The 25,536-nt window shown below is 36.3% G+C and carries 30 protein-coding genes and 1 tRNA gene; 27 read left to right on the top strand and 4 right to left on the bottom strand.

The genetic code is table 11. The features are described from left to right. Nucleotides 1-212 precede the first annotated feature (212 nt). The 7 genes from WCQ00_03975 (at nucleotide 213) to greA (ending at nucleotide 7,237) form a co-directional block, all read left to right on the top strand. Nucleotides 213-563 carry a hypothetical protein gene (locus WCQ00_03975; protein MEI6042693.1) on the top strand — a complete coding sequence of 117 codons (351 nt, stop codon included), beginning with the start codon at nucleotides 213-215 and terminating at the stop codon, nucleotides 561-563. Between the two features lie 121 nt (nucleotides 564-684). After that, complete coding sequence (frr, locus tag WCQ00_03970) at nucleotides 685-1,236, top strand: ribosome recycling factor (protein ID MEI6042692.1); 552 nt, start codon at nucleotides 685-687, stop codon at nucleotides 1,234-1,236. A 75-nt stretch (nucleotides 1,237-1,311) separates the two neighbouring features. Beyond that, nucleotides 1,312-2,475: a site-2 protease family protein gene (locus WCQ00_03965; GenBank protein ID MEI6042691.1), complete on the top strand. Its 1,164-nt coding sequence runs from the start codon at nucleotides 1,312-1,314 to the stop codon at nucleotides 2,473-2,475. Between the two features lie 137 nt (nucleotides 2,476-2,612). Next, on the top strand, nucleotides 2,613-3,677 hold the full coding sequence (locus WCQ00_03960; protein MEI6042690.1) for a rod shape-determining protein: 1,065 nt from the start codon (nucleotides 2,613-2,615) through the stop codon (nucleotides 3,675-3,677). Further along, nucleotides 3,655-4,458, top strand: coding sequence for a rod shape-determining protein MreC (locus tag WCQ00_03955; GenBank protein ID MEI6042689.1), 804 nt, complete (start codon nucleotides 3,655-3,657; stop codon nucleotides 4,456-4,458). The genes WCQ00_03960 and WCQ00_03955 overlap by 23 nt, the downstream gene beginning before the upstream one ends. Before the next feature lie 251 nt (nucleotides 4,459-4,709). Beyond that, nucleotides 4,710-6,647, top strand: a complete 1,938-nt coding sequence (locus tag WCQ00_03950) for a penicillin-binding transpeptidase domain-containing protein (GenBank protein ID MEI6042688.1) — start codon at nucleotides 4,710-4,712, stop codon at nucleotides 6,645-6,647. Between the two features lie 125 nt (nucleotides 6,648-6,772). After that, nucleotides 6,773-7,237, top strand: a complete 465-nt coding sequence (gene greA, locus WCQ00_03945; GenBank protein ID MEI6042687.1) for a transcription elongation factor GreA — start codon at nucleotides 6,773-6,775, stop codon at nucleotides 7,235-7,237. Between the two features lie 99 nt (nucleotides 7,238-7,336). On the opposite strand, the gene WCQ00_03940 is transcribed toward greA, so the two are convergent. Then, on the bottom strand, nucleotides 7,337-7,726 hold the full coding sequence (locus WCQ00_03940) for a hypothetical protein (protein MEI6042686.1): 390 nt from the start codon (nucleotides 7,724-7,726) through the stop codon (nucleotides 7,337-7,339). 606 nt (nucleotides 7,727-8,332) lie between these two features. Here WCQ00_03940 and mraZ point away from each other — a divergent pair. From mraZ to WCQ00_03855, 17 genes are all read left to right on the top strand, one after another. Continuing rightward, nucleotides 8,333-8,776: a division/cell wall cluster transcriptional repressor MraZ gene (gene mraZ, locus WCQ00_03935; protein MEI6042685.1), complete on the top strand. Its 444-nt coding sequence runs from the start codon at nucleotides 8,333-8,335 to the stop codon at nucleotides 8,774-8,776. A 5-nt stretch (nucleotides 8,777-8,781) separates the two neighbouring features. Further along, on the top strand, nucleotides 8,782-9,825 hold the full coding sequence (gene rsmH, locus WCQ00_03930; GenBank protein MEI6042684.1) for a 16S rRNA (cytosine(1402)-N(4))-methyltransferase RsmH: 1,044 nt from the start codon (nucleotides 8,782-8,784) through the stop codon (nucleotides 9,823-9,825). A gap of 32 nt (nucleotides 9,826-9,857) precedes the next feature. Continuing rightward, nucleotides 9,858-10,184, top strand: coding sequence for a hypothetical protein (locus WCQ00_03925; GenBank protein MEI6042683.1), 327 nt, complete (start codon nucleotides 9,858-9,860; stop codon nucleotides 10,182-10,184). Nucleotides 10,185-10,316: 132 nt separating this feature from the next. Further along, complete coding sequence (locus WCQ00_03920; GenBank protein MEI6042682.1) at nucleotides 10,317-12,071, top strand: penicillin-binding protein 2; 1,755 nt, start codon at nucleotides 10,317-10,319, stop codon at nucleotides 12,069-12,071. A gap of 367 nt (nucleotides 12,072-12,438) precedes the next feature. Further along, nucleotides 12,439-12,855, top strand: a complete 417-nt coding sequence (locus WCQ00_03915; protein MEI6042681.1) for a hypothetical protein — start codon at nucleotides 12,439-12,441, stop codon at nucleotides 12,853-12,855. Between the two features lie 180 nt (nucleotides 12,856-13,035). Beyond that, nucleotides 13,036-13,716: a hypothetical protein gene (locus WCQ00_03910; protein MEI6042680.1), complete on the top strand. Its 681-nt coding sequence runs from the start codon at nucleotides 13,036-13,038 to the stop codon at nucleotides 13,714-13,716. Between the two features lie 452 nt (nucleotides 13,717-14,168). Then, nucleotides 14,169-14,240, top strand: a tRNA-Glu gene (locus WCQ00_03905). A gap of 151 nt (nucleotides 14,241-14,391) precedes the next feature. Then, nucleotides 14,392-15,414 carry a hypothetical protein gene (locus WCQ00_03900; GenBank protein MEI6042679.1) on the top strand — a complete coding sequence of 341 codons (1,023 nt, stop codon included), beginning with the start codon at nucleotides 14,392-14,394 and terminating at the stop codon, nucleotides 15,412-15,414. Nucleotides 15,415-15,582: 168 nt separating this feature from the next. Next, complete coding sequence (locus WCQ00_03895) at nucleotides 15,583-16,488, top strand: hypothetical protein (protein ID MEI6042678.1); 906 nt, start codon at nucleotides 15,583-15,585, stop codon at nucleotides 16,486-16,488. Nucleotides 16,489-16,778: 290 nt separating this feature from the next. Then, complete coding sequence (trpB, locus tag WCQ00_03890) at nucleotides 16,779-17,984, top strand: tryptophan synthase subunit beta (protein ID MEI6042677.1); 1,206 nt, start codon at nucleotides 16,779-16,781, stop codon at nucleotides 17,982-17,984. Nucleotides 17,985-18,088: 104 nt separating this feature from the next. Continuing rightward, nucleotides 18,089-18,520: a hypothetical protein gene (locus tag WCQ00_03885; GenBank protein ID MEI6042676.1), complete on the top strand. Its 432-nt coding sequence runs from the start codon at nucleotides 18,089-18,091 to the stop codon at nucleotides 18,518-18,520. 102 nt (nucleotides 18,521-18,622) lie between these two features. Next, nucleotides 18,623-19,117 carry an NUDIX domain-containing protein gene (locus tag WCQ00_03880; GenBank protein MEI6042675.1) on the top strand — a complete coding sequence of 165 codons (495 nt, stop codon included), beginning with the start codon at nucleotides 18,623-18,625 and terminating at the stop codon, nucleotides 19,115-19,117. Between the two features lie 155 nt (nucleotides 19,118-19,272). Then, complete coding sequence (locus WCQ00_03875; protein MEI6042674.1) at nucleotides 19,273-19,509, top strand: hypothetical protein; 237 nt, start codon at nucleotides 19,273-19,275, stop codon at nucleotides 19,507-19,509. Nucleotides 19,510-19,557: 48 nt separating this feature from the next. Then, on the top strand, nucleotides 19,558-20,118 hold the full coding sequence (locus WCQ00_03870) for an alpha/beta hydrolase (GenBank protein MEI6042673.1): 561 nt from the start codon (nucleotides 19,558-19,560) through the stop codon (nucleotides 20,116-20,118). A gap of 62 nt (nucleotides 20,119-20,180) precedes the next feature. After that, nucleotides 20,181-20,657, top strand: a complete 477-nt coding sequence (locus tag WCQ00_03865) for a hypothetical protein (GenBank protein ID MEI6042672.1) — start codon at nucleotides 20,181-20,183, stop codon at nucleotides 20,655-20,657. Then, nucleotides 20,641-21,294, top strand: a complete 654-nt coding sequence (locus tag WCQ00_03860; GenBank protein MEI6042671.1) for an MFS transporter — start codon at nucleotides 20,641-20,643, stop codon at nucleotides 21,292-21,294. Before WCQ00_03865 ends, WCQ00_03860 begins: the two co-directional genes overlap by 17 nt. 5 nt (nucleotides 21,295-21,299) lie before the next feature. Beyond that, nucleotides 21,300-21,716 carry an HAD-IA family hydrolase gene (locus tag WCQ00_03855; protein MEI6042670.1) on the top strand — a complete coding sequence of 139 codons (417 nt, stop codon included), beginning with the start codon at nucleotides 21,300-21,302 and terminating at the stop codon, nucleotides 21,714-21,716. 64 nt (nucleotides 21,717-21,780) lie between these two features. On the opposite strand, the gene WCQ00_03850 is transcribed toward WCQ00_03855, so the two are convergent. Next, nucleotides 21,781-22,311: an inosine/xanthosine triphosphatase gene (locus WCQ00_03850; protein MEI6042669.1), complete on the bottom strand. Its 531-nt coding sequence runs from the start codon at nucleotides 22,309-22,311 to the stop codon at nucleotides 21,781-21,783. A 254-nt stretch (nucleotides 22,312-22,565) separates the two neighbouring features. On the opposite strand from WCQ00_03850, the gene WCQ00_03845 reads away from it, so the two are divergent. Continuing rightward, nucleotides 22,566-22,859 carry a hypothetical protein gene (locus WCQ00_03845; protein ID MEI6042668.1) on the top strand — a complete coding sequence of 98 codons (294 nt, stop codon included), beginning with the start codon at nucleotides 22,566-22,568 and terminating at the stop codon, nucleotides 22,857-22,859. A gap of 144 nt (nucleotides 22,860-23,003) precedes the next feature. Then, on the top strand, nucleotides 23,004-23,408 hold the full coding sequence (locus WCQ00_03840) for a hypothetical protein (protein MEI6042667.1): 405 nt from the start codon (nucleotides 23,004-23,006) through the stop codon (nucleotides 23,406-23,408). 101 nt (nucleotides 23,409-23,509) lie between these two features. On the opposite strand, the gene WCQ00_03835 is transcribed toward WCQ00_03840, so the two are convergent. Continuing rightward, entirely contained in the window at nucleotides 23,510-23,971 is a 462-nt protein-coding gene (locus WCQ00_03835) for a GatB/YqeY domain-containing protein (GenBank protein ID MEI6042666.1), read from the bottom strand. A gap of 57 nt (nucleotides 23,972-24,028) precedes the next feature. Between WCQ00_03835 and WCQ00_03830 the strand changes: the two genes are divergently transcribed. Continuing rightward, on the top strand, nucleotides 24,029-25,234 hold the full coding sequence (locus WCQ00_03830) for a DNA recombination protein RmuC (protein MEI6042665.1): 1,206 nt from the start codon (nucleotides 24,029-24,031) through the stop codon (nucleotides 25,232-25,234). A gap of 10 nt (nucleotides 25,235-25,244) precedes the next feature. Here WCQ00_03830 and WCQ00_03825 read toward each other — a convergent pair whose 3' ends face one another. Beyond that, a complete protein-coding gene (locus WCQ00_03825) occupies nucleotides 25,245-25,526 on the bottom strand; it encodes a hypothetical protein (protein MEI6042664.1) in 282 nt (93 codons plus the stop codon). Nucleotides 25,527-25,536: the final 10 nt, after the last annotated feature.

Raw genomic sequence — 25,536 nt, 5'->3', positions numbered from 1 at the left:
TGCAGCAACTGATTTGATGTTGATGCTTGCGGATGGGACAGTGAAGTAGGGAGTAGTTGTAAAATGAAAAATATAAAATACCCCGTTTCGTGGGGTATTTTTATTGTTAAGTCTTGTTGCTGAGGTAGACAGTATTTCTATAATCCTACACATATTTAATAATTGTAATAATACTTTGTGTGTGCTATAAAAATAGATGGAGGCGACAAATTATGATCATATCCACGCATAATAAAGTAAAATCGTTACGTGATTTCTGGCGAGAAATTGTGGACGCCAAAAAGAATGACGCATGGTACAAAATAAGCGGTTGGACTAACGTTCGAGGTAAGGATGTTGTTGTCCTTGAAAAAGATGGAGAAAAGACGGAGAACATTGAGATGTCTGACACTGATGAAGACAACGTCTTGTCTCAACAAGTGAGAAGTCTCTATGAGGTGAGTAACCTTGTTCACCTTCGCTTTTTTCAGGATAGTTTCAGAGTTGTGGTTTGCGCTGAAAATTCGCAGATCAAACGATTGAAGTGCGACAAAAAGGACCGTATTTATTTGTCTGAATTTTGATTGGTTTTATCTCATTTGGTCAGCTGCAGGTTTTGTACGTCAATTAATGCCCGGCCCCTCTAGAGGGGCCGGGCATTTGAACTTTTACTTAACCAACTCAATATGGTATTATACAAACATTATGGCATACGATTTTTCATCATTTAAACAAAAAACAAAAGGCACAGAAGATTGGCTTATTAAAGAGTTGTCAGGAATAAGAACAGGTAGAGCAACAGTTTCATTCCTTGATGGTATTAAGGTTGATTCTTATGGAAGTATTATGCACTTATCAGGTGTAGCAAGTCTGGTGACTGAGGATTCAAGATCAATAAGAATTACACCTTGGGATAGAAGCCAAACTCAGACAATAGAGAAGGCAATTAATCTAGCTAATCTTGGTGTTTCTGTTTCTGTTGACGATAAAGGACTACGTGTTATTTTTCCAGAACTAACAGGTGAGAGAAGACAACAGCTTGCAAAAATCGCAAAACAAAAACTTGAAGAATCAAAAGTTGCCCTTAGAAGAGAGCGTGGGGAAATTTCTGATGATATAAATACAAAAAAGAAAGATGGAGAATTAAGTGAGGATGATATGATGCGCGCAAAGACAGAGATGGAGAAAATAGTAAAGGAATGCGAGGCTATTTTAGAGGCTCATTTTGCAAAAAAAGAAAAAGAAATAATAATCTAGTCTACTAAATTTAGAATAATTTATGGCAGTCAAGATCTATAAAAAATCTTACTTAATAATACTAATAAATAATTAATGATATCTACAATAATAATATTCGTACTCGTTTTAACTCTTCTTATTGCCATTCACGAGCTGGGGCACTTCCTTGCTGCAAAAATGTTTGGCATTAGAGTTGATGAGTTTGCTATTGGTTTTCCACCACGTCTATTCCATATGATGATTGGAAAGACTAAGTTTGCAATGAATCTTGTTCCTCTTGGTGGATACGTTAAAATTCATGGAGAGAATCCAGAGGATAGTCTTACTCAAGACAGTATTTTAGCAAAACCAAAGTGGCAACAAATTGTTGTACTTATTGCTGGTGTTACATTTAACGTTATTCTTGCTTATCTATTTTTGGTTGCAACATTAATGATTGGAACGAAGGTTTCTGTAGATACATTCCCTGGAGAAGTTGTTCAAAACCCTAAGTTAATTATTACAACAGTTCTTCCTGGAGCTCCTGCTGAATTAGTTGGGATTAAGCCAGGAGATGAAATACTTTCTATCTCAAATGGTAAGGATTTATTTGTAGGCCCTACATTATCTATTTTAAATGTTCAAAAAACAATTTCAACTGCTGATAAGAATGTATCTGTAACAGTGAAAAGATTATCTGTTTCCGGTGTTAAAAGTTCTTCAACTGCGTCTGTTACATCATCGACATCAACTCAAGAGATTACATCAAAGGAAGAAGCAAAGGCTTTTAATTTTGCTCCAGTAGTGTCGGGCGATCAAAATAAAAAAATGGCTGGTATTTCTATGGACATGATTGGAGAAGCAAAAATAGGATTCTTTAAATCATTTTACTATGCGGGTATTCAGACATTTAATTTACTAGAAAATATTACAATAGGATTATCAAAATTTATTGGGAGTATTTTTGTAGGCAAAGGCTCTCTTAAAGAGGTAACTGGACCAATAGGAATTGCTAATGTTGTAGGAGACTCTGCAAAAGCAGGAATTACAGATCTATTTATGATTATTGCTGTTATTTCTGCAAATCTTGCTGTAATTAACATGGTTCCATTCCCAGCTCTTGACGGAGGTAGGGTTGTTGTGGTCATAATAGAAGCAATAATAAGAAGACCTATTAAGGCAAGTATCATAGGGTGGGTAAATGGTATAGGTTTTATAGTGCTAATTGGGCTAATGGTGGTTGTAACATTCAAGGATATATTTTACATGTTCAAATAGTAGATGTGGCAAGTTGATTATAGCCTATATTTTATATAGAATAGCGGTATAAGGGTCAGGCATCATACCAGTACAATGTACTTGTATTTGTGACCTTAAACGATACTGACGACCCAATCATACAACCATCCAAATACATGTTTAAAAATATCAAAGCTAAATTTTTCAGAATGACTTCCAATGAGATTGGAATAGATCTTGGTACTGCTAATACTCTTGTATATGTTTCTGGAAGGGGTGTGATAATAAACGAACCGTCAGTTGTTGCTGTGAATCAAAAAACTGGAAGAGTTGTTGCTGTTGGCGCACAAGCAAAGGCAATGCTCGGAAGAACTCCAGGGCACATTCTTGCTGTAAGACCAATTGTTGATGGAGTTATTTCTGACTTTGAAATTACAGAAGAAATGCTTTCATATTTAATTAAAAAATCTGAAGAGCTATCAAAGAAGATGCTTGGACCAAAGGTTGTTGTTGGTGTGCCTTATGGAATAACTAATGTTGAGCGTCGTGCAGTACGTGACGCAGCAAGAAATGCTGGAGCAAGAGAAGTTCATGTGATTGAAGAGCCTATGGCTGCAGCAATTGGAATAAGACTTCCAGTTAGAGAAGCTACGGGAAGTATGATAGTTGATATCGGTGGGGGTACAACCGATATTGCTGTTATATCACTTGGCGGTATTGTTCGCGCAAAAAATCTAAAAGTTGCCGGTGATAAGCTAAACAATGATATAATGTCTTATATCAGAAATGAGTTTAAAATTCTGATTGGAGAAAAGACTGCTGAGGATTTAAAGATTGCAATTGCAAGTGTTGTAGAAAATAAACCAGCACTTGAAGCTGCAATTAGGGGGAGAGATTTAGTTACAGGATTACCAAGAGAAGTTATTGTAACTGACTCAGATATAAGAGAAGCAATAGGGGCATCAATAGATACCTTCCTAGAGGCCGTAAAAGAGGTTCTAGAGACCACTCCACCTGAAATATTGGCTGATGTTATGAGAAATGGAATTCACCTTGCAGGAGGTGGCGCATTGATTAGGGGTCTTCCTGAAGTGTTATCAGCTTATGTTGGAATTCCTGTGTTTGTTGCTGATGACCCACTTACTGCAGTTGCAAGAGGGGCTGGAATAATCCTAGAGGACATGGACATTTTTGAGGAAATGCTAATACAAAATGAAGATGAACTACCAACAAGGAAATAGATATAATTCAAATCAAAAAAAAGTATTTAGTAAAATACAGTTTATTAGTTTGTTAATTTTATTTATTTTCTGTGCACTGCTTTATATATTGGCAAAAAAATCTCTAGTCAGTAGTGTTCAGAATATACGAGCGTACGTAGTTAATGGAACAAGCGAACCTAGATTTGTGCCTAGAAATTTATCTGAGCAGGCGCTGATAGTTTCTCTTCAAACTGAGAATGATTACTTAAGATCACTGCTTGGAAAAACACCAGTAAATTCTGATATGATTTTATCGAGTGTAATAGAGAGGCCTCCAAGAACTCCTTTTGATTCATTGATATTAGATATTGGTGATGATCAAGATATTGCAGAAGGTGACATGGTTTTTTCCGATGGAATGTATGCTATTGGGATAATTTCTTCTGTTTCAAAACATACTTCAACCGTGACACTTTTCTCATCGTCAGGGCAAAAAATTGATGCACTTATTAATTCTCCAATAGAAGGATCAAAAGATATTGCTAACTCTACAACCACAAAAAATATTAAAGATAAAGATTATCTGAATTCTGTAACCGTTGAAGGAAGAGGTGGTGGAAATTTCTATATAAAATTACCTAAAAATATTAAGGTAAAGATAGGTGATCCTATTGTCTGGCCATCATCTGAGACAATTGTTTTGGGCTCAATTGAGGTCATTGATTCAAGCGAAGGTGATGCATATTCACAGGTCTATTTTAAAAGTCCTATTAACATGAATTCATTAAGATATGTTCAAATCAAAAAGATTTTACGTTAATCTAATAGTGTTATTGTCCGTTTTTATTATGCCTTGGTGGGTTCCATTATCTTTGGCTGTTATATCCTCGTGGTTCTATTTATATTATGAAGCTGTGATAGCAGGTTTACTTCTGGACCTTTTATACAGAAGTGATATTTTTGTTACTTTCTATGGTAGACATATTCCAATGTTTTTTACTATACTATTAACACTCGTTATAATAATTTTTAGAGTTATAAAGAAACAGGTGAGGTTTTATTCATAAATAAATGTTCAAGAAAAAAAGAAGATCAGCAAGAAATGCAGAAATTTTTCCAGAAGATATTTTTCTGGATTCTTCTAACTTGCCACATTTTGATGAAGACCAATTTGAAGGAAGAATTGAGAAGCCGATACATTTTAATAATATCATTGCAGTTGGTGTTATTTTTTGTTTTGTCGCTATTGTATATATGTATCAAATTGCTGATATACAATTAAATAGAGGGGCTGATTTTAGAAGGATTGCTGAGAATAATCACTTAAATCACAGTTTAATATTTGCAGAGCGCGGGGCGATAATGGATAGATATGGAAGACTTTTGGCATGGAACAAAATTGATGAGACTCAATCAGAATTTTCTTTAAGATCCTACAGAGAGAACGCGGGTACTCATAATCTATTGGGATATGTAAAGTATCCTCAAAAAGATAAATCTGGTTTTTATTATAATACTGAATTAAAAGGGTTTGATGGGGTAGAAAAATATTTTAATACAAATTTACTTGGACAAAACGGTCTTAAGATTGTAGAAACTGATGTTCATGGAAAAACTTATCCTGGTAGTTTGATTAAACCAATGGAAAAGGGAACAGATTTGATACTTACAGTTGATGCTAAGCTACAGGAAGCATTTTATGCATCAATGAAGGATATTGCTGCAAGATCTGGTTTTAAAGGCGGAGCTGGAGTGATTATGGATGTTAATACAGGGGAGATTTTAGTTAGTGTCTCATTTCCGGAATATGATAGTAACGTAATGACTGATGGAAAGGATGTGGAAAAAATAAATTCATATTTATCTAATGATTCAAATTTGTTTTTGGATAGAGTTAGTGATGGTTTGTATACTCCAGGGTCAATAATTAAGCCCATATTCGCGTTAGGTGCATTGAATGAGGGAATCATAACCCCAGAGAAGCAAATAGAGAGTACGGGGCAATTAAAGGTTCCTAATCCATATCAACCTGGAGAGTTTACTATATTTAAGGACTGGAAGGTTAACGGCTGGACTGATATGAGAAAAGCTATAGCTGTTTCTTCTGATGTCTATTTCTATCAAATTGGAGGAGGTTTTCCAGGCCAAAAAGGTCTTGGAATTGATAGAATAGATAAATATGCGAAGATGTTTGGTTTTGGTTCTACTACAGAAAATAATTATTTTACAGGTAAGGTTGGAGTTATTCCAACTCAGGAATGGAAAAAAGAAAACTTCAATGGCGATATTTGGAGGCTTGGAGATACATATCACACAGCGATTGGCCAGTATGGTTTTCAGATAACACCAATTCAGGCTGTTAAGTCAGTTTGTGCGCTGGCAAATGGTGGGTACTTAATTTCCCCTGCATTAAATATGGCGTCAACGACGTCGGAGTATACTGTTCAGGGTATTTCAAGAGACTCAGCTACTTTAAATGCATTTGGATTAGTAGATCAAAAAAATGCATCAAATAAAATTGCTATAAGTAATGCAGAATATTTTAGAGTCGTACGAGAGGGAATGAGGATGACTGTAACTGATGGAACAATGAAAGCACTTGATGTACCGTATGTAAAAGTTGCTGGAAAGACTGGAACAGCGCAACTTGGTACGTTAAAAAAATATATTAACTCTTGGGCTGTTGGATTTTGGCCAGCTGAAAAACCTAGGTATGCGTTTGCTGTAATAATGGAAAAAGGCCCGAGTGATGCTTTGTATGGATCAACTGCTGTAATGAGATTGTCATTGGACTGGATGAATATTTATGCTAGGCAATATCTTGCAGATTATGTGGCACCCAAAGTTGATGATGTAAAGGTGGACGATGTAAGCGCAGACTCTGCTAATGTTGCCGACCCTTCATTATCCGCAAGTTCAACTTTATTAATACAAAAAGCCAAAAATAACGATCTAAATACAAAAGGTAGTACATCAGCAAATCTAATTGAGATAGAGAGACCAAATTAAAGAAAGTCAAGCGAGGTTAGTTGAAATAACGTTGTTTGTAGGCGTAAAATAGTACAATATATATAAAAAAACAGTCTCTTGTCAAGATTAGATAAATAGATTATAATTGGCGCCTTATAAAAAATATGACAAAAACAGATTATTTAACAAAAGGAAAATTTGAGGAACTTGAAGCTGAGCTTAAGCATCTTAAGACTGTTAAGCGTAAAGAAATTGCGCTAAATCTTGAGTATGCAAAAGCTCTTGGTGATTTATCTGAGAATGCAGAGTATCATGACGCCCGTGAGTCACAAGCTGCGCTTGAAGATAGAATTGCACAGATTGAAAACGTTCTTGTAAATTCAGAAATAATAGAATCTCATCACAGTGATAAGGTTGAGATTGGTTCTATTGTGCATGTTAAAACTTCATTAAGTAAAACTGAGAAGGTTTATACTCTTGTTGGATCAGAAGAGGCTGATACTTCAGCTGGAAAGATTTCTTTCAAGTCTCCAGTAGGCCAAGCTCTACTTGGAAAGAAGAAGGGGGATAAATTTAAATTCAAAACTCCATCAGGAGAGATAGAGTATCATGTTATTTCTTTAGAATAGTATTCTGATCGCAGATCTAAAACGTGTTACTGGCTAATGATAAATAATAAAGGCGCATTCCCCGTAGGGGAATGCGCCTTTTGCTGTATCGGACTTTCACTAGCCCCGATGTGTAGTTTTTAAAAATTCCTCAAATGTTTTTTCTCCAGTACAAAGCTTGACTGCTGCGATTCTGCGCCAGCTCGCATTACTGTTGATTATGCTTGAAATTAATCTGCAAAACCAACCCATTTTCAGACGTCTTTCAGTAATCTTTAAAACATATTTGACGAGATGTGCAGAATTAAAACATCCTTCTGTGCCATCGTGAATAAAATCATTTCTGTCCCTTAAGGTGTATCTTAATGTGTGCCCAGTAGGTACGCCATGTATCACGTTCCGTTTATCATCAAGTAGTATGAAGTTGTATCTTTCCTCCACCCTACAACCATGGCAGTCAGCCTTTTGATGGATAACACCGACTTCAATAAGTGTGTCTTCTAAAGTCATTGTTTCGTTTCTGAAACATAAGCCACGAAAGCAGTCGTGAAATGGCAAAAGAGCTTTTCCACAGGACTTATTTTGATGGAGATTGATACCAGTGTGTACAGAATCTGAAAATGGTACACCGACCCGAGAGCTTGGAGCCGCTAATTTGAGAACAACCCGCCCTGCATCTCGTCTCTTGTTGGGTTCCAACCTCGCATCATTATACTCCTTGTTTCGTAAGATAATCCTCTCATTTTGTTTTTTAGCCTCAATCAATCTACTTTGTGCACGGGACCTTCTCCGGCGAGAATCAGACGACTTTTTGTTTGAGTTCATCTATTTGGCTTTTTGGTTTGTGTTTGTGATTGCAGAATTTCCAAAATATACCCTTGTCTAGGAGCTGTATTTCTAGTTACAAATAGTATATTAAGCCACCAATATTGTAAATGGCAATATTATTTGCGTCACCGCTTGTAGATTCAAAAGTTATGCACAAGATATTTCATAAAGGAGTTTGCAAGTGGGAAGTAAGTGGTATAAAATAGTAACTAAGTGGGAAATAGTGGTAAGGATTGAGAATTGAGAAATACGTTGCAACTAAGCCATAAAAACCATGAAAGAAAGAATATGTTAATAGGAGAATATACACACAGCCAAGATGACAAAAAAAGAATCTCTTTACCTGCTAAATTCAAGAAAGAGATTGGCAAAAAAGTTGTGGTAACTCACGGCCTTGATAACTGTTTGTTTATGTTTTCAATCAAGGAATGGGAGAAAATCTCCGAGAAACTAGGTTCACTTTCAATGGGGCAGGCTAGTAGTAGAGGTTTCAACAGAATGTTCCTTGGAGGAGCTGTTGAATTAGATGTCGATGGCGCAGGCAGAATACTTGTTCCAGATTTCTTGAGAGAGTATGCAGGACTTTCTGATAAAACTGGAAAGGTGGTATTTACCGGCGTATATAACAAGATAGAAATTTGGGATGAATCACGTTGGAAGGCTTACAAGCTTGAAAACCTGAAGCATGTCGATGAAATCGCTGAGAAGTTAGGCGAAGTTGGTGTAATCTAAAAATTATGACAAAACGCAAAACTCAAAAAGGAAAAAAGACAGGAAAGCGGGAAATTAGGGATAAGAAGGAATTCGTTAGAAAGGAATTCACAAGACATATCCCTGTTCTTTTACAATCTGTGCTAGAACAATTGGACTTAAAAAAAGGTCAGGTATTTATTGATTGTAATCTTGGTGACGGTGGTCACAGCGAGCAAATAGCAAAACAATTGGATGGAGATGTAACTATTGTTGGCTTTGATTTAGACCATGATGCAATTGATAGGGCAGCTTCAAATTTTGAGATAGCTTTTAAGGATTTAAAAAATCGGCCAAATATAATTCTTATAAATGACAATTTTAGAAATCTTAAAAAGGCTTTAGACGATAAGGGGATAGAGACTGCTGATGCAATACTTTACGATCTTGGGCTTAGTTCTTACGAGCTGGAACAGTCAGGTAGAGGGTTTAGCTTTAAGAAGGATGAACCATTACTTATGACTTTTGCAAACGGAGGAGAACACCCAGAATCACAGCAAAGTAAGAAGATGATATTGGATAAGGAAGCAGATACAAGTTTTAACGCTGAAGACATTATTAATGATTGGGATGAGGAAAACATAAAGACAATCATTGAGTCATACGGCGAAGATAAGTTTGCTTATAAGATTGCACGAGGAATTGTTAATGCAAGAGCGCTTGAAAGAATCACAACAACATCAAGGCTTGCAGAGATAATTAAGGCTTCTGTTCCATCATTTGCAAGACATGCAAAAACGCATCCAGCAACAAAAACATTTCAAGCACTGAGAATTGCGATTAATGATGAACTTAACGCACTCACAGAGACACTTCCACAAGCAATAGATAAATTGAAACCTGATGGGAAGCTTGTAGTCATCTCATATCACAGTCTTGAAGATAGAATCGTCAAAACAGCATTTAAAAAGTTTGAAGAAGATGGCCTAGGAAAGATTATTACAAAGAGACCAATTGTTCCAGCAGAGGAAGAAACAGACGAGAATCCAAGGTCAAGAAGTGCAAAACTCAGAGTGTTTCAAGCAAATTAATAATTAAAAGAGGAGTAAGACTCCCAAAAAAAATGACAACAAAAGTAACAAATACAATAAATATAATAGACAGAATTTCAGTAACATTGTTCTGGTCTTTTTTGGCTGTTTTTATGTTTCTTATGGGAACATATGGATATATGGTCAATAAAACTGTTTGGAATGCTTTTGATAAGGATCAGTCTGATGAACAAATTGTGGCCTTAAACTCAAAGTTAGGTGATTTGGAATTTCAATATATGTCATTATCTAATAATATTTCAATTGAGAAAGCTTATGAATTGGGCTTCCAAAATGCATCTGCAAATACCATATTTGCATCTCGTGAATTTGTCTCAAAGAACGTAGCAATGAAATAATCGTAATTATAAATTACAGGTGGCGATGAAGTAAATAATAAAGTAAAATGAATAGTAATGTTAAAATCTAGAATCAGATTAATCGCGTTTGCTATATTGGCTTTCTCCGTATTACTTTTTATCAAACTGTATATGTTACAGATTGTTCAATCTGATGATTTTAGACAAAGAGCAGACAGACAATATCAAAAACCAGCAACAGCTTTTAATAGAGGTACTATTTTCTTTACACAAAAAGATGGCACACAAATTTCTGCAGCTTCACTCAAAACTGGTTTTATTTTAGCGATGAAGCCGGCCGCTGTAAAAGCAGGAAACGCAGAGGATATTTACACTAAATTGTTACCTTTTATTCCTGAGTTGGTTCACGATGATTTTATAGCTAAAGCAAACAAGTTGAATGACCCATATGAAGAGATTAGAAAGAAGGTTGACCAACAAACTGGAGAAGAAATTATTGCTCTAAAATTACCAGGAATAAGCTTGTACCAAGACAAGTGGAGATATTACCCCGGGGGATCTTTAGCTTCAAATGTTTTAGGATTTATGGGTTATAAGGGTGATACATTTGCTGGTAGATATGGACTTGAGAGAGCGTATGACGATGTTTTAAGTAGGACTCAATCTGATGCCTATGCAAACTTCTTTGTGGAGACATTTTCAAATATTAAGAAAACCGTAATTGATGGAAAATCATTAGAAGGTGACATTGTTACTACAATTGAACCAAAAACTCAGGCTTATGTTGAGGAGATGATTAGTAAAATTAATAAGCAGTACTCATCAGAAAGAACTGGCGCTATTATTATGAATCCACAGACCGGCGACATATACGCCATGGGTTTGAGTCCATCGTTTGATCCAAATGATATAAGTAGTGTAAAAGACCCCGTTCTTTTCAGAAATGACCTAGTAGAAAGTGCATACGAAATGGGGTCTATTATGAAGCCTCTAACAATGTCTACAGGAGTGGATACAGGCAAGGTTACATCCCAAACCACATACAACGATACGGGTTCCGCAACTTTTAATAATAAAACTATTTCTAACTTTGATAAAAAAGGAAGAGGTGTGATTACACTTCAATGTGCGTTGGCAAAATCACTAAACACTGGATTTGCATTTGTTGAACAAAAAGTTGGTAATGAGGTATTCTCTAATTATTTTAGAAATTACGGGCTAGGTAATAAAACAGGAATTGACTTACCAAATGAAGCGTCAGGTTTGATTGATAACCTAAAGACAAATAGAGATCTTGAGCATGTTACAGCTTCATTCGGTCAGGGAATTTCTGTTACTCCAATTGAAACTATTCATGCGTTTTCAGCTATTGCAAATGGGGGAGTAATGGTTAAGCCGAGACTTGTAAAAGAAATAAATTATAAGATTGGAACTTCTAAAAAAATACCAGTTCAAATGGATGCTCGAGTTATAAAGGAGGACTCTGCGCTTGAAGTGGTAAATATGATGGTTAATAATTTTGACACATCACTAAAGAATGGATTATATAAGAATCCAAATTATACAATTGGAGTTAAGACAGGTACAGCGCAGGTGGTTCGTGGTGGAAAGGGATACTCCGATAGTATTTATCTTCACTCATTTGTTGGATTTTTACCCGCATACAATCCACAGTTTTTAGTTTTTATTTATACCGTGAATCCAAAGGGAGTTAGTTATTCATCTGATACGCTAGCGATTCCTTTTATCGATTTATCTAAGTTTTTAATCAGTTACTATCAAGTGGCACCAGATAGGGCGCCAGCTGGCGTAGATTTGGCAGGCACGGGCACAAGCTCAACACCTTCTGCTACATTTGTACCAGTAGGAACTGGAAGAGTTGCACCGCTCAATAAGACTGCGCCTAATGGAAAGAATTGTATCTAGTTTTAGTCGCCCCCCCCCACAATTTTTTTTACACCATTTTCTCAACCATTGACGTATATTTTAATCAATGGTATTGTTTTCCCTGGTCATGAGGACCTTTGATAACATGAATATTCAGTCTACACAATTGGGCCATCCATTACGGGTGGCAGGTGATTTGCAAACTAAACAACAAACCAAAGCAGGGTGTGGTCCTGCGACAAAGGAGTACGGACATTGCCGTGCTTCAGACGTGAAAAGTGCCTTAGGGGAAGGGCGTATGTTCTTTCCTCGGCACTGCCCTTATCTGTTTAAGGATACTGTTCCCAGTCACGAAGATCAGACCAATTTGGAAACTATTGATCTGAGCTCAGACTACATTGAGAAGATGAAGACGAGGTCGTTTGAGCACATTCATTTATTTGCAATTCCACGGATTGGGGTGTCCCAACTTGTGGATGCACATCCGGGCTTGTTTGGTGACATCTCTGGACTTCCTGAGGGTTGCCGGGGAATCCCTGAAAATAATGAAACCAGGAGTTGGCGTTGGTACCTTGCAAGCCGGGTGCTCAAAAATAGTTCATCAGGCGGAGACTTGAATCTAGCCCGATTAATCTATTTGAACGCTCTCTATTATCAAGAAGCAAAACGGTTCTACTTCCCCGGACGTGTCATTTGTGACACGGGCTTTGGCGGAAAGATAGCTGTTTATTTCCGGGATAATGCGGAAATCACAATTCCAGCATGCAATGGATTGATTCAAGGATCCCATGTCTACGGCGTGGGAATTGGTCCAAAGCGATAGTCCGTAATCTGTTCCCGGCGCCAACACGATGTTGGCGCCGGGATTTTTTTATAATATTTTAATTCTGAAACTTTTAGGATTTAATAAAAGCACTACAATCATAGAGTATTGATTTAAATCACAAGGTTTGACTTTTATAATACAAAATGGCATTGTTTTCATGGATAAACAAATATCTAAATGAGAACCTTGCCAATTAAATCGTCGGTTTGGACAACTCGGTCAAAGAAACTTGGAAGTTCGACAATCAACAATCAAATTGAAATCAAGAAGGAAAAAAGAAAAAAAATTCACAAGAAGAAAATCTTAAGATGTGCATTGAGTTCTGCTGAAAAAGTACTGGGAGCAAACAGGGTTTTTACGGAAACTCATTGCCCTCAAGAAATTAAATTGCAGATCGAGAATGTAACTCAGTTGGGTGGAAGGAGGATTCCAACTTCTCTTCGTTTATTGAGGGAGGTGCGCGAAAGCGTTTGTCTTTTCTATATCCCTACTGGGATATCAGTTTCATTAATGCAAAAATCTTTTCCGAAAATGTTTGGAGATCTCAGCGGCCTGATTCCGGAAATTGAATGTCTGGAATCTTTCGATGAAAAACCATGGAATTGGTTTGCTGTCTTAAAATGCATAAGCTTTGATTCTCCAAAAGTTCTTTTGCTGATTGAAGTTCTGTACATTCACATTGCATACCGCCTGGCAACAGGCAAGAACTTCTTTAATGATTCTGCTGTTGTGTGTTATGCATTAGAGCCTAGGTCAACTGCAGTAGCTGTTTTTTTCAGTCCAGAAGGTGTAATCTCTATTCTAAAAGGGAATCATCTTCTTGATGTTCATGGTTACGTGGTAGGGAAGATGCTCTGAAATTCTCCGCCTATAGAAATCGCATATGAAAATTGAAAATAGTAAACCAAAATACAAATACAACTGATCGTATGAAAACTGGACCTACAAACAAAAAATCAGCTTGGCCAAAACGGCAAAGGAAATCATCGCGGAAGATAAGGACTCGAGACCTTATGTGGAGACGGCGCGTTGCTCATGAGGACGCCTCCAGGTTTTGTGGTTCTAAGTCGTGCAACTCTTTTATTAATAACGGAAATGTTCCGTTTAGAGAGGACCATGACGATTAATCTATTTTCCCGTGTCACCATGTTCACGGTACTCAGATAAGGCCTAGGGTCTTATCTGAGTCTCAATCAAGCCTCGGCGCCATTATATGGTGCCGAGGCTTTTACTTTACCCAAAATAGGGGATTGATAAATATCAAATTTTGTGCGATATTAGTAGAGCTAATCTAAACAAATAGCAAACATGGCCCTATCGTCTAACGGTTAGGACGAAGCCTTCTCAAGGCTTAAATCCGGGTTCGATTCCCGGTAGGGTCACAATTTTTAAGGAGTGCAACGACAGTAAAAAAGTGATGCCGATGCACCCAGACTTTTTCAAGCGAAGCGAAGTAAAAGACGTTGGTGCAGGCGGCGCACACTAGAGCTGAACATGTGGACGTTGTGAACATCTGTGCTATGATTTGAATATATGAAGAACATACAAAAGGGATTCCTTGTGCCAGTGCTTTTGACTATTATTGCTTTGTTGGTAGTAGGCGGTGGTGTTTATATTTATACCAATAAGAAAGCTGAAGCCCCAATATTACCTGACAGCTCTCGTACAAATACAGAAGTTCAGACAACAGCTCAAGCTAAACAAGAGACCAAAAAGGAGGTGATCAATACTCAAAATACGCCAACATCTGATACCACAGAACCATGTACGAACAACGGTTCGATGGGTAGTATAAAATGTAAAGTTCCGGAGATAAAAGTAAATGGACCAAAGGAATTGGATTTGAATCAAAAAGGTACGTGGACGGTCAATGCTTTTAGTCCAAATGACAAAGGTGAGGGTAGTACTTTAACTTATTCTGTAAATTGGGGTGATGGCACTGCAGAGTATGAATTTGGAGAATTGTATCCGCCATTTTATCACGCTTATTCAAAATTTGGTGATTTTAATATAATAATTACAGCGAGAGATAGCACTGGCGCGAAAACCATAGAAAACATAAGTGTCAGTGTAATAAACTCAACATCTCCTGGGTTAAATACTACAGCTAGTAAAACTGTTGGATGGAAAACCTATGACTCTGGTAGGGGATTTTCGTTTAAATATCCATCGACATTTTCTGATAATGGTAATTCAACACCACAAAAAATAATTTTTGCTTATAATGACCAAGGTCAGAGGTATCTTTCAATCGCTGTTGACGACTTAAACACATCGCTTGAACAAAAAGCAAAAGATATTATTTCAGCGAAGCAGTCAATAGAACAAGGTGCGTTGCCTCTAACAATATCTTATAAGCCATATCAGATTGGTAGGATTAATGGATTTCTAATAACGACCCAAGCGGGAGATGTCTTGCAAAACACAGATGAAATATTTATTACACAAATATTAAATAATCAGACTCTTAGCTTCAGTTATTCGTATCAAGGTGTAAATAAACTAAACGATACTTACTACAATCAAATACAGACGATAATTTCAGCATTGAATTAAGTATAAGATAATAATTCTTTTCTGAGGTTTATGATGCTCGACCGAAGGGCTAGCAGTTCGGAAAGCCATGTTTTGGGGTCACAATTTTTAAAATAGGACGATTGTAAAAAGTAATTTATTAAAATTTATTATTTAGTGAACATGTTGATACTTTGATATAATGTACATATGAAAAAAGGGATTTTATTAATCGCATTAGTGGTATTTTTATTAGTGGTTAGTCTATATTTATTTTTGGGAAATAGTAGAAAAATTACAGAAGATATTATAAATGAGAATACAGTCATCAATCCAGAAACTGTACTTGCTAATAAGGGTATAAAAGTTATTTACCAACAAGAAGAAAATACAAACGGAAATTCTACTAGTACATTTAATTTTACAAAAATTAATGCTGATATGTTGAATTCTGGAATAAAAATACCTATATTATTACCTCAGAAAATCGATTTTGCAGTAAATGGAGAAAAAATCCAAGCTGAATATACTGTAACTGAAGATGTTGGATATAGGGTTAATGTCTCAACTTTAGTACCAGAAAATGGTAATTGCAATGGTGCTGAATTCTGCACCGTGGCGTATTTTGAGGGGAAGAAAAATACTGCAAAGGATATTGGAGGATTTGGATGGGAAAAAATAAAGATAAATGAAAATTTGGATGCTTATTATTTTAATGAAAGCTCTCGCACTACGCCTACTTTAGAATTTATTTATAATGGTAATTTATATACCTTCCAAATAAAAAATAAGAGCAAGGTGGAGGTTCTGTCTTACGTTAGAAATATATTAGATGACAGTTTTACTTATAAGCTTAGAGATAGCTATTATCACGCAAGAGATGTTCTAAAACAAAACGGGTGGTTGGCAATTATTCCATCAGTATATGAGAACGAATCTGGTACAATTCCTTCAACGACAACACCCATAGATACTGAATTCCCCGAAATATCGTATTGTGGATCTGGGGTAAATGCGATTTGTACAGTTGATTTCAGGAAAGGACTTTTTATAAATCATCTTGATCTACAGCACAGTGAATCAAATGAAGCTTGGTTTGTTGTTGGGTCAGAGTGATATTTAATTCCATTTGTAACATGTTCCTTGCCTTCAATTCATATATACCCTATAATCTCATCGTGTTAAGAAATATAAATATTATAAATACAACTTGGTGGGCAACTCACATTAGTGGGTAGCTTTTGTTGTATTTATAATTATCTCCTTAAATAACAAAAACTCCCACAGATTGTGGGAGTTTTTGTTTTATCTATATGACTAAATTTATTTTTAAAAATCATTGTACTGAATTTTGGCGTAACTACTAAACGTCTGCTGTTAGTTAGTTATTAAATAAATAAAATTATATGAACAAAGAAATAAAATCGTTAAAAAATTTACCGGATATAGATGGGTATTATGGAGAGTTTGGAGGAAGTTTTGTACCTCCTCAATTGGCTGAGGTGTTGAAGGAAATAGAAAGGGAATATTTAATTGCAAAAAATGATCCAGTATTTCAGAAGGAATATCTAGATTTACTAAAGAACTATGTTGGAAGACCATCGCCTTTGTATTATGCAAAAAATTTAACTGAAAAACTTGGTGGAGCAAAAATATATCTTAAACGTGAGGACCTAAATCATACGGGTGCACATAAGATAAATCACTGTATTGGAGAAGCTCTACTGGCCAAAAGAATGGGTAAGAAAAAATTATTAGCAGAGACTGGAGCTGGGCAACATGGAGTTGCTCTTGCAACAGCTGCGGTACTTCTTGGTCTTGAATGTGAAATTCATATGGGTTCAATTGATATAGAAAAAGAACACCCTAATGTTATAAGAATGAAATTATTAGGTGCTAAAATTGTTGAGGTCACTTCTGGTGGAAAATGTCTTAAAGATGCAGTGGACAGTGCTTTTATCAAGTTCATGAATGAATATAAAACTACTTTTTTTGCTATTGGATCAGTGGTCGGACCCCATCCATATCCAATGATTGTTAGAGATTTTCAATCAATTGTTGGTAGGGAAGTTAGAGAACAAATAATGGAGCAAGAAAAAAGATTGCCGGATTATATTATTGGATGTGTTGGAGGGGGATCAAATGCGATTGGTTTATTTCATGAATTTCTTGATGATACAGTTAAGCTAATTGGAGTAGAGCCTGCTGGAAAAAGTGATAAGGTTGGTGAACATGCTGCGACTATTACACATGGCACGACTGGTGTAATACACGGAATGAAAACGATTGTTTTACAAGATGAAAAAGGGGAACCGTCGCCGGTTCATTCAATTGCATCTGGATTAGATTATCCTGGAGTTGGGCCGATTCATGCATATTTAAAAAGTATAGGAAGAGTAGATTATGTTGGAGCCTCTGATGATGAATCTCTCAGGGCCTTTCTTGAGCTATCTAAGGTTGAAGGAATTATTCCAGCCCTTGAAAGCGCTCATGCAGTAGCTCATGTAATAAAGCTTGCTCCAGCATTGAGTAAGGATGAGATTATGGTTGTTAATATTTCTGGCCGAGGAGATAAGGATATAGATTATGTTGCTAAAATATTGGAGATATAGATTTATTTTATAGCCAGTAATTTAAAATCGAAAAAATTATCAAAACCGTCAGCAGTGGCGGTTTTGCGTTTAGTTTAAAATAGTATAGTATAGCCAATGGAGTTATGAAAACGATTGATCCATTCAGAGATATTGCTCCTGCTGAAGTCAGGAGAAGATTGAGCTCAAAAAAACTTGGACGTTTTAATGAGCTTAAGGTGATATATGCACTCGAAACACTGAAACCTTGGTGGTATGAGGAGTGCTGTGAATCAGATGATAATGAAGATCATTGTGGTGTAGATCTTTGGATTCGACACAAGGTAATCGGTTGGGTACGATTCCAAGTGAAGAGTTCTGTACGTGGACTTATTGGTCACTTTAAACAATCAATTAGTCACGAGAAAGAGGGATGCGGTATTATTCCATGTGTAGTGTCCAAACCTGAAAGCACGCTAGAAGAGATAGTTGGTCAGCTCGACTACGGATTCAGGTTTGAAAGAACTCATGGTTTACTTTCGAAAAAAAGAAGGGCCTTTAAGAAGCTTAAACGTTAACAAGGAGGTACAAATATATAAATCCCCCGAACCGCAGAGCGGTTCGGGGGTTCATTTGTACCCATATTTAATAATTTCAATTCATGCTACCATTTCCATAGTATGAAAGAACGAACTGGTACAATTGTTTTTGTAATCAAGGACGGAATGGTTCTTTTGGCAAAAAAGACTCGAGTTCTTGGAATTGGGCTGTGGAATGGCTACGGTGGAGGTTTTGATTCAGAGACGGACCAAGACCTTGCCGATTGCGCAGTCAGGGAATTTGGAGAAGAAAGTGGAGGCGCATCAATTTGCAAGAGCGATGTGGAAAAGGTGGCTTATATTGAATTTCATAATGGCGACAGCTTTCTTTTTAAAGCCCATGTATTTATTGTAAACAACATTATTGATATACCGACTGATTCAGGTGAAATGATTGAACCGACATGGTTTTCAGTTGATGAACTACCACCAAAGGAACAATTTATGGATTCTGATATGCACTGGATTCCTCGTATTCTTAAAGGAGAAAAATTGATTGCCGACGTCTGGTATGATGGCAACTTTAATCTCACAGAAAGAGGCGTTGAAATTAAAAAAGTAGATGTCCTCGATTGAATTTAATACTCCCGGTGTCAGTAACGCAAAACTGACGTATAACACCCGACTTAAGCGTTGTCTTAGGGGGTGTTTTTAATTACATTATAAAGAAAGTACAAAGTAAATAGGTATTATTTATGTTAAGATATATGAGAAGTAATCGCTAAAATATAATGAAAAAATTCATAGAATGGTATGGTTGGTATGGAATGGTTGCAATAGTATTTGCCTATATTCTAATAAGTTTTTCTTTCATTAGCCCAAATAATGTCTGGTATCAAATTCTTAACGGAACAGGCGCGTTAGGAATTGTTCTTGTATCCTTCCAAAAAAAGAACTATCAGCCAGGAATTCTAAACATAATCTGGACTGCCGTTGCACTTATTGCTATTTTTAAAATAATTTTTTAGATTTAATCACTTCTCGGTCATCTGTATTTTTCCTGCTATACTAAAAATATGAAAAAAGTATATATAGTTCATGGCTACACAGGAACCCCTGATGGTAATTGGTTTCCATGGCTAAAATCGGAATTGGAAAAAATTGATGATGTGACAGTAAAAGTTTTAGCAATGCCAAATACTGATCACCCAATATGTTCTGAATGGCTACCTTATATACAATCTGAGGTATTGAATCCTGATGAAAATACATACTTTGTAGGTCACAGTTTGGGTTGTATTACAATTGTGCAATATTTAAATAATTTAAATCCTGAAATAAAGACTGGTGGGGCAGTTCTTGTTGCAGGCTTTGTGAGTCCTATTCATTTTACGGAATTAAATAGTTTTTTTGATATTCCTTTGGATTTTGAAAAAATAAAAAGAGTGGCAAATAAAATCATCGCAATAAGTTCAGACAATGATCCTCATGTTCCGTATTGGCAAGCTGAAGAACTTGAAACAAATCTTGGAGCAGAACTATATACCATACAAGGAGGACAGCATTTGAATAAAAAAGCTGGATATAAAGAAATTCCCCTAGTATTGGAGAAAGTTGAGGAATTAATGGGTTTGTAATACCTGACTTGAACCTATGTAATCATTTGGTCGTAAATTATCAATTGTGCTATTATTAGTCTATGAATGAATCATCACCAGAAAGCAAAAAACCAGTATTATCAGTAGAAGAAATGGGGTTAGTAAACTCAGTTGAGGTAAGAATGAACTCTATAGAATTATATATGGCGATAGTTGAAATGAAACAGGAAGAATTGATTAAGATGAATAATTATTTAGAAGAGTCATATAGAACATTCTTACCAAAAGTAGATACTGAAAATTTACATTCAACATATGAAGAATTTGCAGATATGATTAAAAGAGGTGATGAGATGCTTGCCTCATCAGTTTCTAGAAAAATGGAGGGATCAGTCAGTGGTAGGTACATACTTACAAAAAAAGAGCTTGAGGATTGGAAGGCTAATATTGAGATATTAAAAAACCAAACAATTCCTAGGTTGAAAGAAGAAGGCCTTAAGGACCAGGTTGATTTGTTGGAAGATGCAATTATGGCGTCAGAAATTAAAATCGCTTACGATTATGACGTTGCAAAATAGAGCCGAGAATAAGCCAATTATAAACAAAGCTATAAAAACCTTACTAGCTTTTGTTTTTATTTTTAATGTATCTGCCGGTTTATATATGCCAATAATTGCGATTTTTATTACGCAAAATATAATAGGTGCAACTTTGGCTACTGTTGGTGTGTCAATCGCAATCTATTCTATTGTAAAAGCTATATTTCAAATCCCAATTGCTAGAAGATTAGATATTGCAAAAGGGGAGAGAGATGATTTTTACGTTCTGCTTTTAGGTATAATATTAGCAATATTCTACAGTCTGGCATATCTGTTTATTAAAAATATTAATGATCTATATTTCTTACAAATTTTAACAGGTATTGCAGATGCTTGTATTTTTGCTGCTTATTATGCAATATTTTCTCATCATATTGATAGAGAGAGTCAGGGTTTCGAATGGAGTTTGTTCAGTGTTGGAGGCCTAACTGTTTCTACATCAATTGGAGGGTTGACTGGTGGCTATATTGCAACGGTATTTGGCTTTGAAGCTGTATTTATTCTAGCTTCCTCACTGAATATTGTTGCGGCACTTGTATTACTGATTTTATTTCCGTATGTTAAAAATTTCAGATTTGCCGGACATTACAAGAATTTAAAAATTGGTAAAAGATAATAAAAATGAAAAACACAATTAAAACAATTTTCGTCGATGCTGGAGGAGTACTATATTTGAACAATAATGGTATGGCCTGCCTTAACGCGGAGCTTATACAGTTTATAAAAACTAATCAGGAAAAATATATTTTTGTTCTTATCTCAGATACTGATTTAGATCTTGATGATACTCTCAAAAAAGATGGCATAGATAGATTATTTAAACTGGTAATGACCTCTGCAAAGGCTAAGTTAAGTAAAGACGAACCTGAAATATACAGACAGATTTTGTTTACTATGGGTTTGAAAGCCAAAGAGGTTGTATTTATTGATAATACACAAATATTTCTCGACGCTGCATTTGCACTTGGCATTAACACTATTCTTTATGATGGAGATTTTGCTAAAACAAAAAAGGAGATCGAGAGTATCGAACAATAGATTGAGTTAGGGTTGAGATTAGGTATTGCTGGGTCAAATACTATTGTGTCTGATTCCAATTCAACTAGTCAAAAAACTCAGGTGACTGAAATCTAGTTAACGCACACTCCGTGGCGTTTTTAAACTCGTCAACTCTATTATATAAACCCTTAGATAGAATACCGTTTGTACCATCAAGTTGTCTTATTGAATCAGTTGAATCCTTCATCAACTCCTTCATGAGTGGACCAAGTTCTTGGCCTTCTTCAATTTTCTTCTGAATACTAATTGGTAATTGCATTTTTGCACTTGATCCAATTCCTGTTTTGCCGTTTTTGTCTATGACAACAACAACTCCTGCCAAGAACATTCCATAATCATTTGTATCAACATATCCTTCCATTCCAATATAATAATCTGCATCTTCATGTTTTAGTTTGGCGTTGTTTGCCCTGTTCATTGCTCCTTCAATTCCTTCAGCTTCTGATAATGGTTGTTCAGAAATATCTGAATCAAATTTCTCATTAATAAGTGAAAAATCTGACCAAACTCTATTAAGTACGCTCTCTACTGCTTGAACTTTAGCTTTATTTTCTGTGCAGATTATTATTTTCATATTTATTTAATTAGTTATGTGTTTAATCGATTGTAGCATAAAGGTCTTAAAGAAGGGAATCTAATTTTTTTTAATAGTTGACATTTTCTCCATGATATGGCATTGTCATAAATAGACAAGTTTGAAGTTTTATAGATATGTTTTGTGTCATTTGAGTTTTGCGATGAAGTCTGAAGGTATTTGCTAACATGAGGTGTTGCAAATAACTGGCTTCTAGTAAACTCAAATAACAATTAACAATAGAATTACTCAGAATGAATAGATTACTCACGCATCATAAAAAGCCAATCACTGATGTCCTTAGGATGGCTCAATATGCTCTGTACTGCGCCATGGTCAGACGCAAGGCGGATTGCTTGGAAAATGGAGTTCTGTTTCGAGATGATGAAACTTCTTATCGCGTTCTTGTCCCTCAGGATGATGAAAAGGGCGGATACGAGGTGTTCATTATTGCTGAACATCATTATGGCCCTCTGGCGAATAGGTTCTACGGAGAACCACCAGAAGGTAGTCTGATACTATCAGCAAAGTCAGTAGTTAAGGACTAATCATCCCAAGCTACAAACCCAGCGCATTCACCACTATGGTGAATGCGCTGTTCCTATATACGGAGCCTGTTGTATGGCTAAAGGAGGAGTTTTGCCTGTGATTTGCTTGACAGAATGAGCTAATCATGCTACTATTTCACGTAGATGAACAAACGTCGCTCTGTAAGTAAGGGCAACTTTGCAGCTGCGCTGCAGGTTGTCACCGCCGTGATTTTCCTTATGGTCTGTGCATTCTATCTGGACGGAGTCCGGAGAGCATTGCACGACCCGAGGTACGTAGAATTGGAGCGTCTGGCCAGTAAGGCCCAGACTGCAAGCAACAACTATGTGTTGTGCTTGCACACCTACGCCGAAGATGCTGGCACGGTTTGCCGTGATGACATCAAAGCAAAGGAGCTCCAAGCCTTCAGCGAACTCTCTGAGGTGGCTATGGCTACACCAGAGGACTTCGTACCTGCAAAGGTCTTCAGGTTACTTCACGATGGTCCTATCTGCTCAAGAGCAGTTAGGAAGACAGCGGACTCTGGTGGAAACACCAAGGTTCGATAACAATTTTAGGCTAGGTACTCTATACGTATCTTGCCTCAACAACCAACAAGGGCCGACGCGCAAGCGTCGGCCCTCTTTTTATTCCATTTTTGTAATACCTACTATGCAAACATTGCATCAACAACTGCCTTTACGTCTCCACCATCAGCTTTTCCTTTTAATTCTTTCATGCATGTGCTCATTAGAAGTCCTGCTTTTGTCTTATCTGTTGTATCAACTCCAAGCTCTGCTTTTTTAGCTTCTACAATCTTCTGAATTTCTTCACGAGACATTTGTGCTGGCATATAGACTTCAAGCAAAGCAAGTTCTGCCTTCTCTGAATCTGCAAGATCAGCTCTTCCTCCGTTTGTAAATTGCTCAATAGCATCTTTTCTTTGCTTAACAGCACGCTTTATAACAGCTATTGCTTCCTCGTCAGTTATTATGTCTTGAGGTTTCTTGCCAACAGCCACTAGTTCATTTGTAAAACCAGAAAGTAGACCACGAAGAGTCATCATTTTTACTGAATCTTTTGCTATCATGGCTTCCTTAAGCTCGGCTCTAATTTGTTCTGAGATTGTCATATTTTTTGTTGTTATTTGGATTGTTTAATTCTTAAGTTATTTGGTATAATCATTACCATGAATATATCTTCCAGCACAATTGCGGTTATTATTATAGCTTTATTGATAGTCATTATCAATATTGTTGTTCTGTTTATTTTGATGCGTAAGTCAGGCGCCCCAAAGGGCTTTAGCGAGGAAGAAAAGGCTATGTTCTTTGCCAAGGACCAATCAACTCAACAGATTATCCAATCCTCTCAGCAAATACTGTTACAGCAGTTAAATGAGCTATCTAGAAACGTAGACAGCAAGCTTGGAGATGTAGCAAAAACGGTGGACAATAAGCTGGGCGATGTTGCAAAGAATATGGATAACAAGATGTATCAATCGTCAAAAGAAATGAGAGAATCAGTGCAACATCAAACAACTGAATCTTTTAAGTTACTTAAGGATGTAACAGAGCGTCTTACAAAACTCGATGAAACTAACAGACAGGTTGTATCATTTGCAGATCAACTACAAAGCTTGCAGGATATATTAAAGAATCCAAAACAACGTGGAATTTTGGGTGAATATTATCTAGAAACACTGCTTAAGAATGTTTTACCAATAGGAAGCTTTCAAATGCAATATCCATTTAAAGATGGAACCATTGTGGATGCTGTTGTTTTTGTTAAAGATAAAATTATTCCAATTGACTCAAAGTTTAGTTTAGAGAATTACAATAGACTATCAGCAGAAAGAGATCCTATTGAAAAAGAAAAGCTAGAGAAACAGTTTAGAAATGATTTAAAAGCAAGAATCGATGAGACTTCAAAATATATTAAGCCTTCAGAAAATACTATGGAATTTGCTTTTATGTTTATTCCTCACGAAGCCATTTATTACGATTTGTTGGTAGCACAAGTTGGATCTGTTAAAATAAATACAAGAGATTTGATTGAATATGCGTTCAAAGAGAAGCATGTGATCATTACTTCACCAACATCCTTCCTCGCCTACTTACAGACCGTGCTACAAGGTCTAAAGGCACTACAAATTGAGGAATCAGCAAAGGAGATTAGAAAAAGGGTAGAGGACCTGGGAAAGCATTTGGGTGCATACGAGCAATTCATGCAATCATTAGGTAAGTCTCTGGGGACTACAGTGAGCCATTATAATAAGGCACACAGAGAGCTTGCGAAGGTAGATAAAGATGTTATGAGAATCACAGAAAGTGCAGTTACTGCGGAGATTGATCCTATTGTTATAGATAAACCGGCGATGATTACAGAAGAGGAATAAGATTTTGATTCTACTTTAATTGATTCAAATCTATAGGTGCAACGTATACATCCGGATGAAAATCTCTGTATGTATTTATTCCAAAATACATCGTCAGTCCGACTGCGATGATGATGACTATAAGCAAAATAAACTTTGCATGATCCTCATTCTTGGCAAGTTTAAGTGCTATCAAAAAACCCAAGATAGAACTTGGTCTTTTTTCTTTAACAGCTGGTGCTTTACCCAAAGATCTTCCATTTGGGCTAAACATTTGCTCTCCTGCTTTGTATTCTTCAAATTCTATAGGCATAAAGTTTAAA

It is taken from the genome of bacterium (genome assembly GCA_037127815.1).
Taxonomy (GTDB): Bacteria; Patescibacteriota; Minisyncoccia; order Phycocordibacterales; family CAIZLB01; genus CAIJKW01.
The sequence above is the reverse complement of the archived record's forward strand: the minus strand, read 5'-3'. Positions and strand labels throughout refer to the sequence as shown.

What these genes read in the sequence shown, in the direction of transcription:
- WCQ00_03830 (MEI6042665.1), top strand. Translation starts at nt 24,029, where the DNA reads ATGAATATATCTTCCAGCACAATTGCGGTTATTATTATAGCTTTATTG.
- WCQ00_03840 (MEI6042667.1), top strand. Translation starts at nt 23,004, where the DNA reads ATGAACAAACGTCGCTCTGTAAGTAAGGGCAACTTTGCAGCTGCGCTG.
- WCQ00_03850 (MEI6042669.1), bottom strand. Translation starts at nt 22,311, where the DNA reads ATGAAAATAATAATCTGCACAGAAAATAAAGCTAAAGTTCAAGCAGTA.
- WCQ00_03885 (MEI6042676.1), top strand. Translation starts at nt 18,089, where the DNA reads ATGAAAACGATTGATCCATTCAGAGATATTGCTCCTGCTGAAGTCAGG.
- WCQ00_03865 (MEI6042672.1), top strand. Translation starts at nt 20,181, where the DNA reads ATGAATGAATCATCACCAGAAAGCAAAAAACCAGTATTATCAGTAGAA.
- WCQ00_03960 (MEI6042690.1), top strand. Translation starts at nt 2,613, where the DNA reads ATGTTTAAAAATATCAAAGCTAAATTTTTCAGAATGACTTCCAATGAG.
- WCQ00_03860 (MEI6042671.1), top strand. Translation starts at nt 20,641, where the DNA reads ATGACGTTGCAAAATAGAGCCGAGAATAAGCCAATTATAAACAAAGCT.
- WCQ00_03965 (MEI6042691.1), top strand. Translation starts at nt 1,312, where the DNA reads ATGATATCTACAATAATAATATTCGTACTCGTTTTAACTCTTCTTATT.
- WCQ00_03955 (MEI6042689.1), top strand. Translation starts at nt 3,655, where the DNA reads ATGAACTACCAACAAGGAAATAGATATAATTCAAATCAAAAAAAAGTA.
- frr (MEI6042692.1), top strand. Translation starts at nt 685, where the DNA reads ATGGCATACGATTTTTCATCATTTAAACAAAAAACAAAAGGCACAGAA.
- WCQ00_03925 (MEI6042683.1), top strand. Translation starts at nt 9,858, where the DNA reads ATGACAACAAAAGTAACAAATACAATAAATATAATAGACAGAATTTCA.
- rsmH (MEI6042684.1), top strand. Translation starts at nt 8,782, where the DNA reads ATGACAAAACGCAAAACTCAAAAAGGAAAAAAGACAGGAAAGCGGGAA.
- WCQ00_03975 (MEI6042693.1), top strand. Translation starts at nt 213, where the DNA reads ATGATCATATCCACGCATAATAAAGTAAAATCGTTACGTGATTTCTGG.
- WCQ00_03870 (MEI6042673.1), top strand. Translation starts at nt 19,558, where the DNA reads ATGAAAAAAGTATATATAGTTCATGGCTACACAGGAACCCCTGATGGT.
- WCQ00_03920 (MEI6042682.1), top strand. Translation starts at nt 10,317, where the DNA reads ATGTTACAGATTGTTCAATCTGATGATTTTAGACAAAGAGCAGACAGA.
- WCQ00_03940 (MEI6042686.1), bottom strand. Translation starts at nt 7,726, where the DNA reads ATGACTTTAGAAGACACACTTATTGAAGTCGGTGTTATCCATCAAAAG.
- mraZ (MEI6042685.1), top strand. Translation starts at nt 8,333, where the DNA reads ATGTTAATAGGAGAATATACACACAGCCAAGATGACAAAAAAAGAATC.
- WCQ00_03835 (MEI6042666.1), bottom strand. Translation starts at nt 23,971, where the DNA reads ATGACAATCTCAGAACAAATTAGAGCCGAGCTTAAGGAAGCCATGATA.
- greA (MEI6042687.1), top strand. Translation starts at nt 6,773, where the DNA reads ATGACAAAAACAGATTATTTAACAAAAGGAAAATTTGAGGAACTTGAA.
- WCQ00_03910 (MEI6042680.1), top strand. Translation starts at nt 13,036, where the DNA reads ATGAGAACCTTGCCAATTAAATCGTCGGTTTGGACAACTCGGTCAAAG.
- WCQ00_03915 (MEI6042681.1), top strand. Translation starts at nt 12,439, where the DNA reads ATGAAGACGAGGTCGTTTGAGCACATTCATTTATTTGCAATTCCACGG.
- trpB (MEI6042677.1), top strand. Translation starts at nt 16,779, where the DNA reads ATGAACAAAGAAATAAAATCGTTAAAAAATTTACCGGATATAGATGGG.
- WCQ00_03880 (MEI6042675.1), top strand. Translation starts at nt 18,623, where the DNA reads ATGAAAGAACGAACTGGTACAATTGTTTTTGTAATCAAGGACGGAATG.
- WCQ00_03875 (MEI6042674.1), top strand. Translation starts at nt 19,273, where the DNA reads ATGAAAAAATTCATAGAATGGTATGGTTGGTATGGAATGGTTGCAATA.
- WCQ00_03950 (MEI6042688.1), top strand. Translation starts at nt 4,710, where the DNA reads ATGTTCAAGAAAAAAAGAAGATCAGCAAGAAATGCAGAAATTTTTCCA.
- WCQ00_03855 (MEI6042670.1), top strand. Translation starts at nt 21,300, where the DNA reads ATGAAAAACACAATTAAAACAATTTTCGTCGATGCTGGAGGAGTACTA.
- WCQ00_03825 (MEI6042664.1), bottom strand. Translation starts at nt 25,526, where the DNA reads ATGCCTATAGAATTTGAAGAATACAAAGCAGGAGAGCAAATGTTTAGC.
- WCQ00_03845 (MEI6042668.1), top strand. Translation starts at nt 22,566, where the DNA reads ATGAATAGATTACTCACGCATCATAAAAAGCCAATCACTGATGTCCTT.
- WCQ00_03895 (MEI6042678.1), top strand. Translation starts at nt 15,583, where the DNA reads ATGAAAAAAGGGATTTTATTAATCGCATTAGTGGTATTTTTATTAGTG.
- WCQ00_03900 (MEI6042679.1), top strand. Translation starts at nt 14,392, where the DNA reads ATGAAGAACATACAAAAGGGATTCCTTGTGCCAGTGCTTTTGACTATT.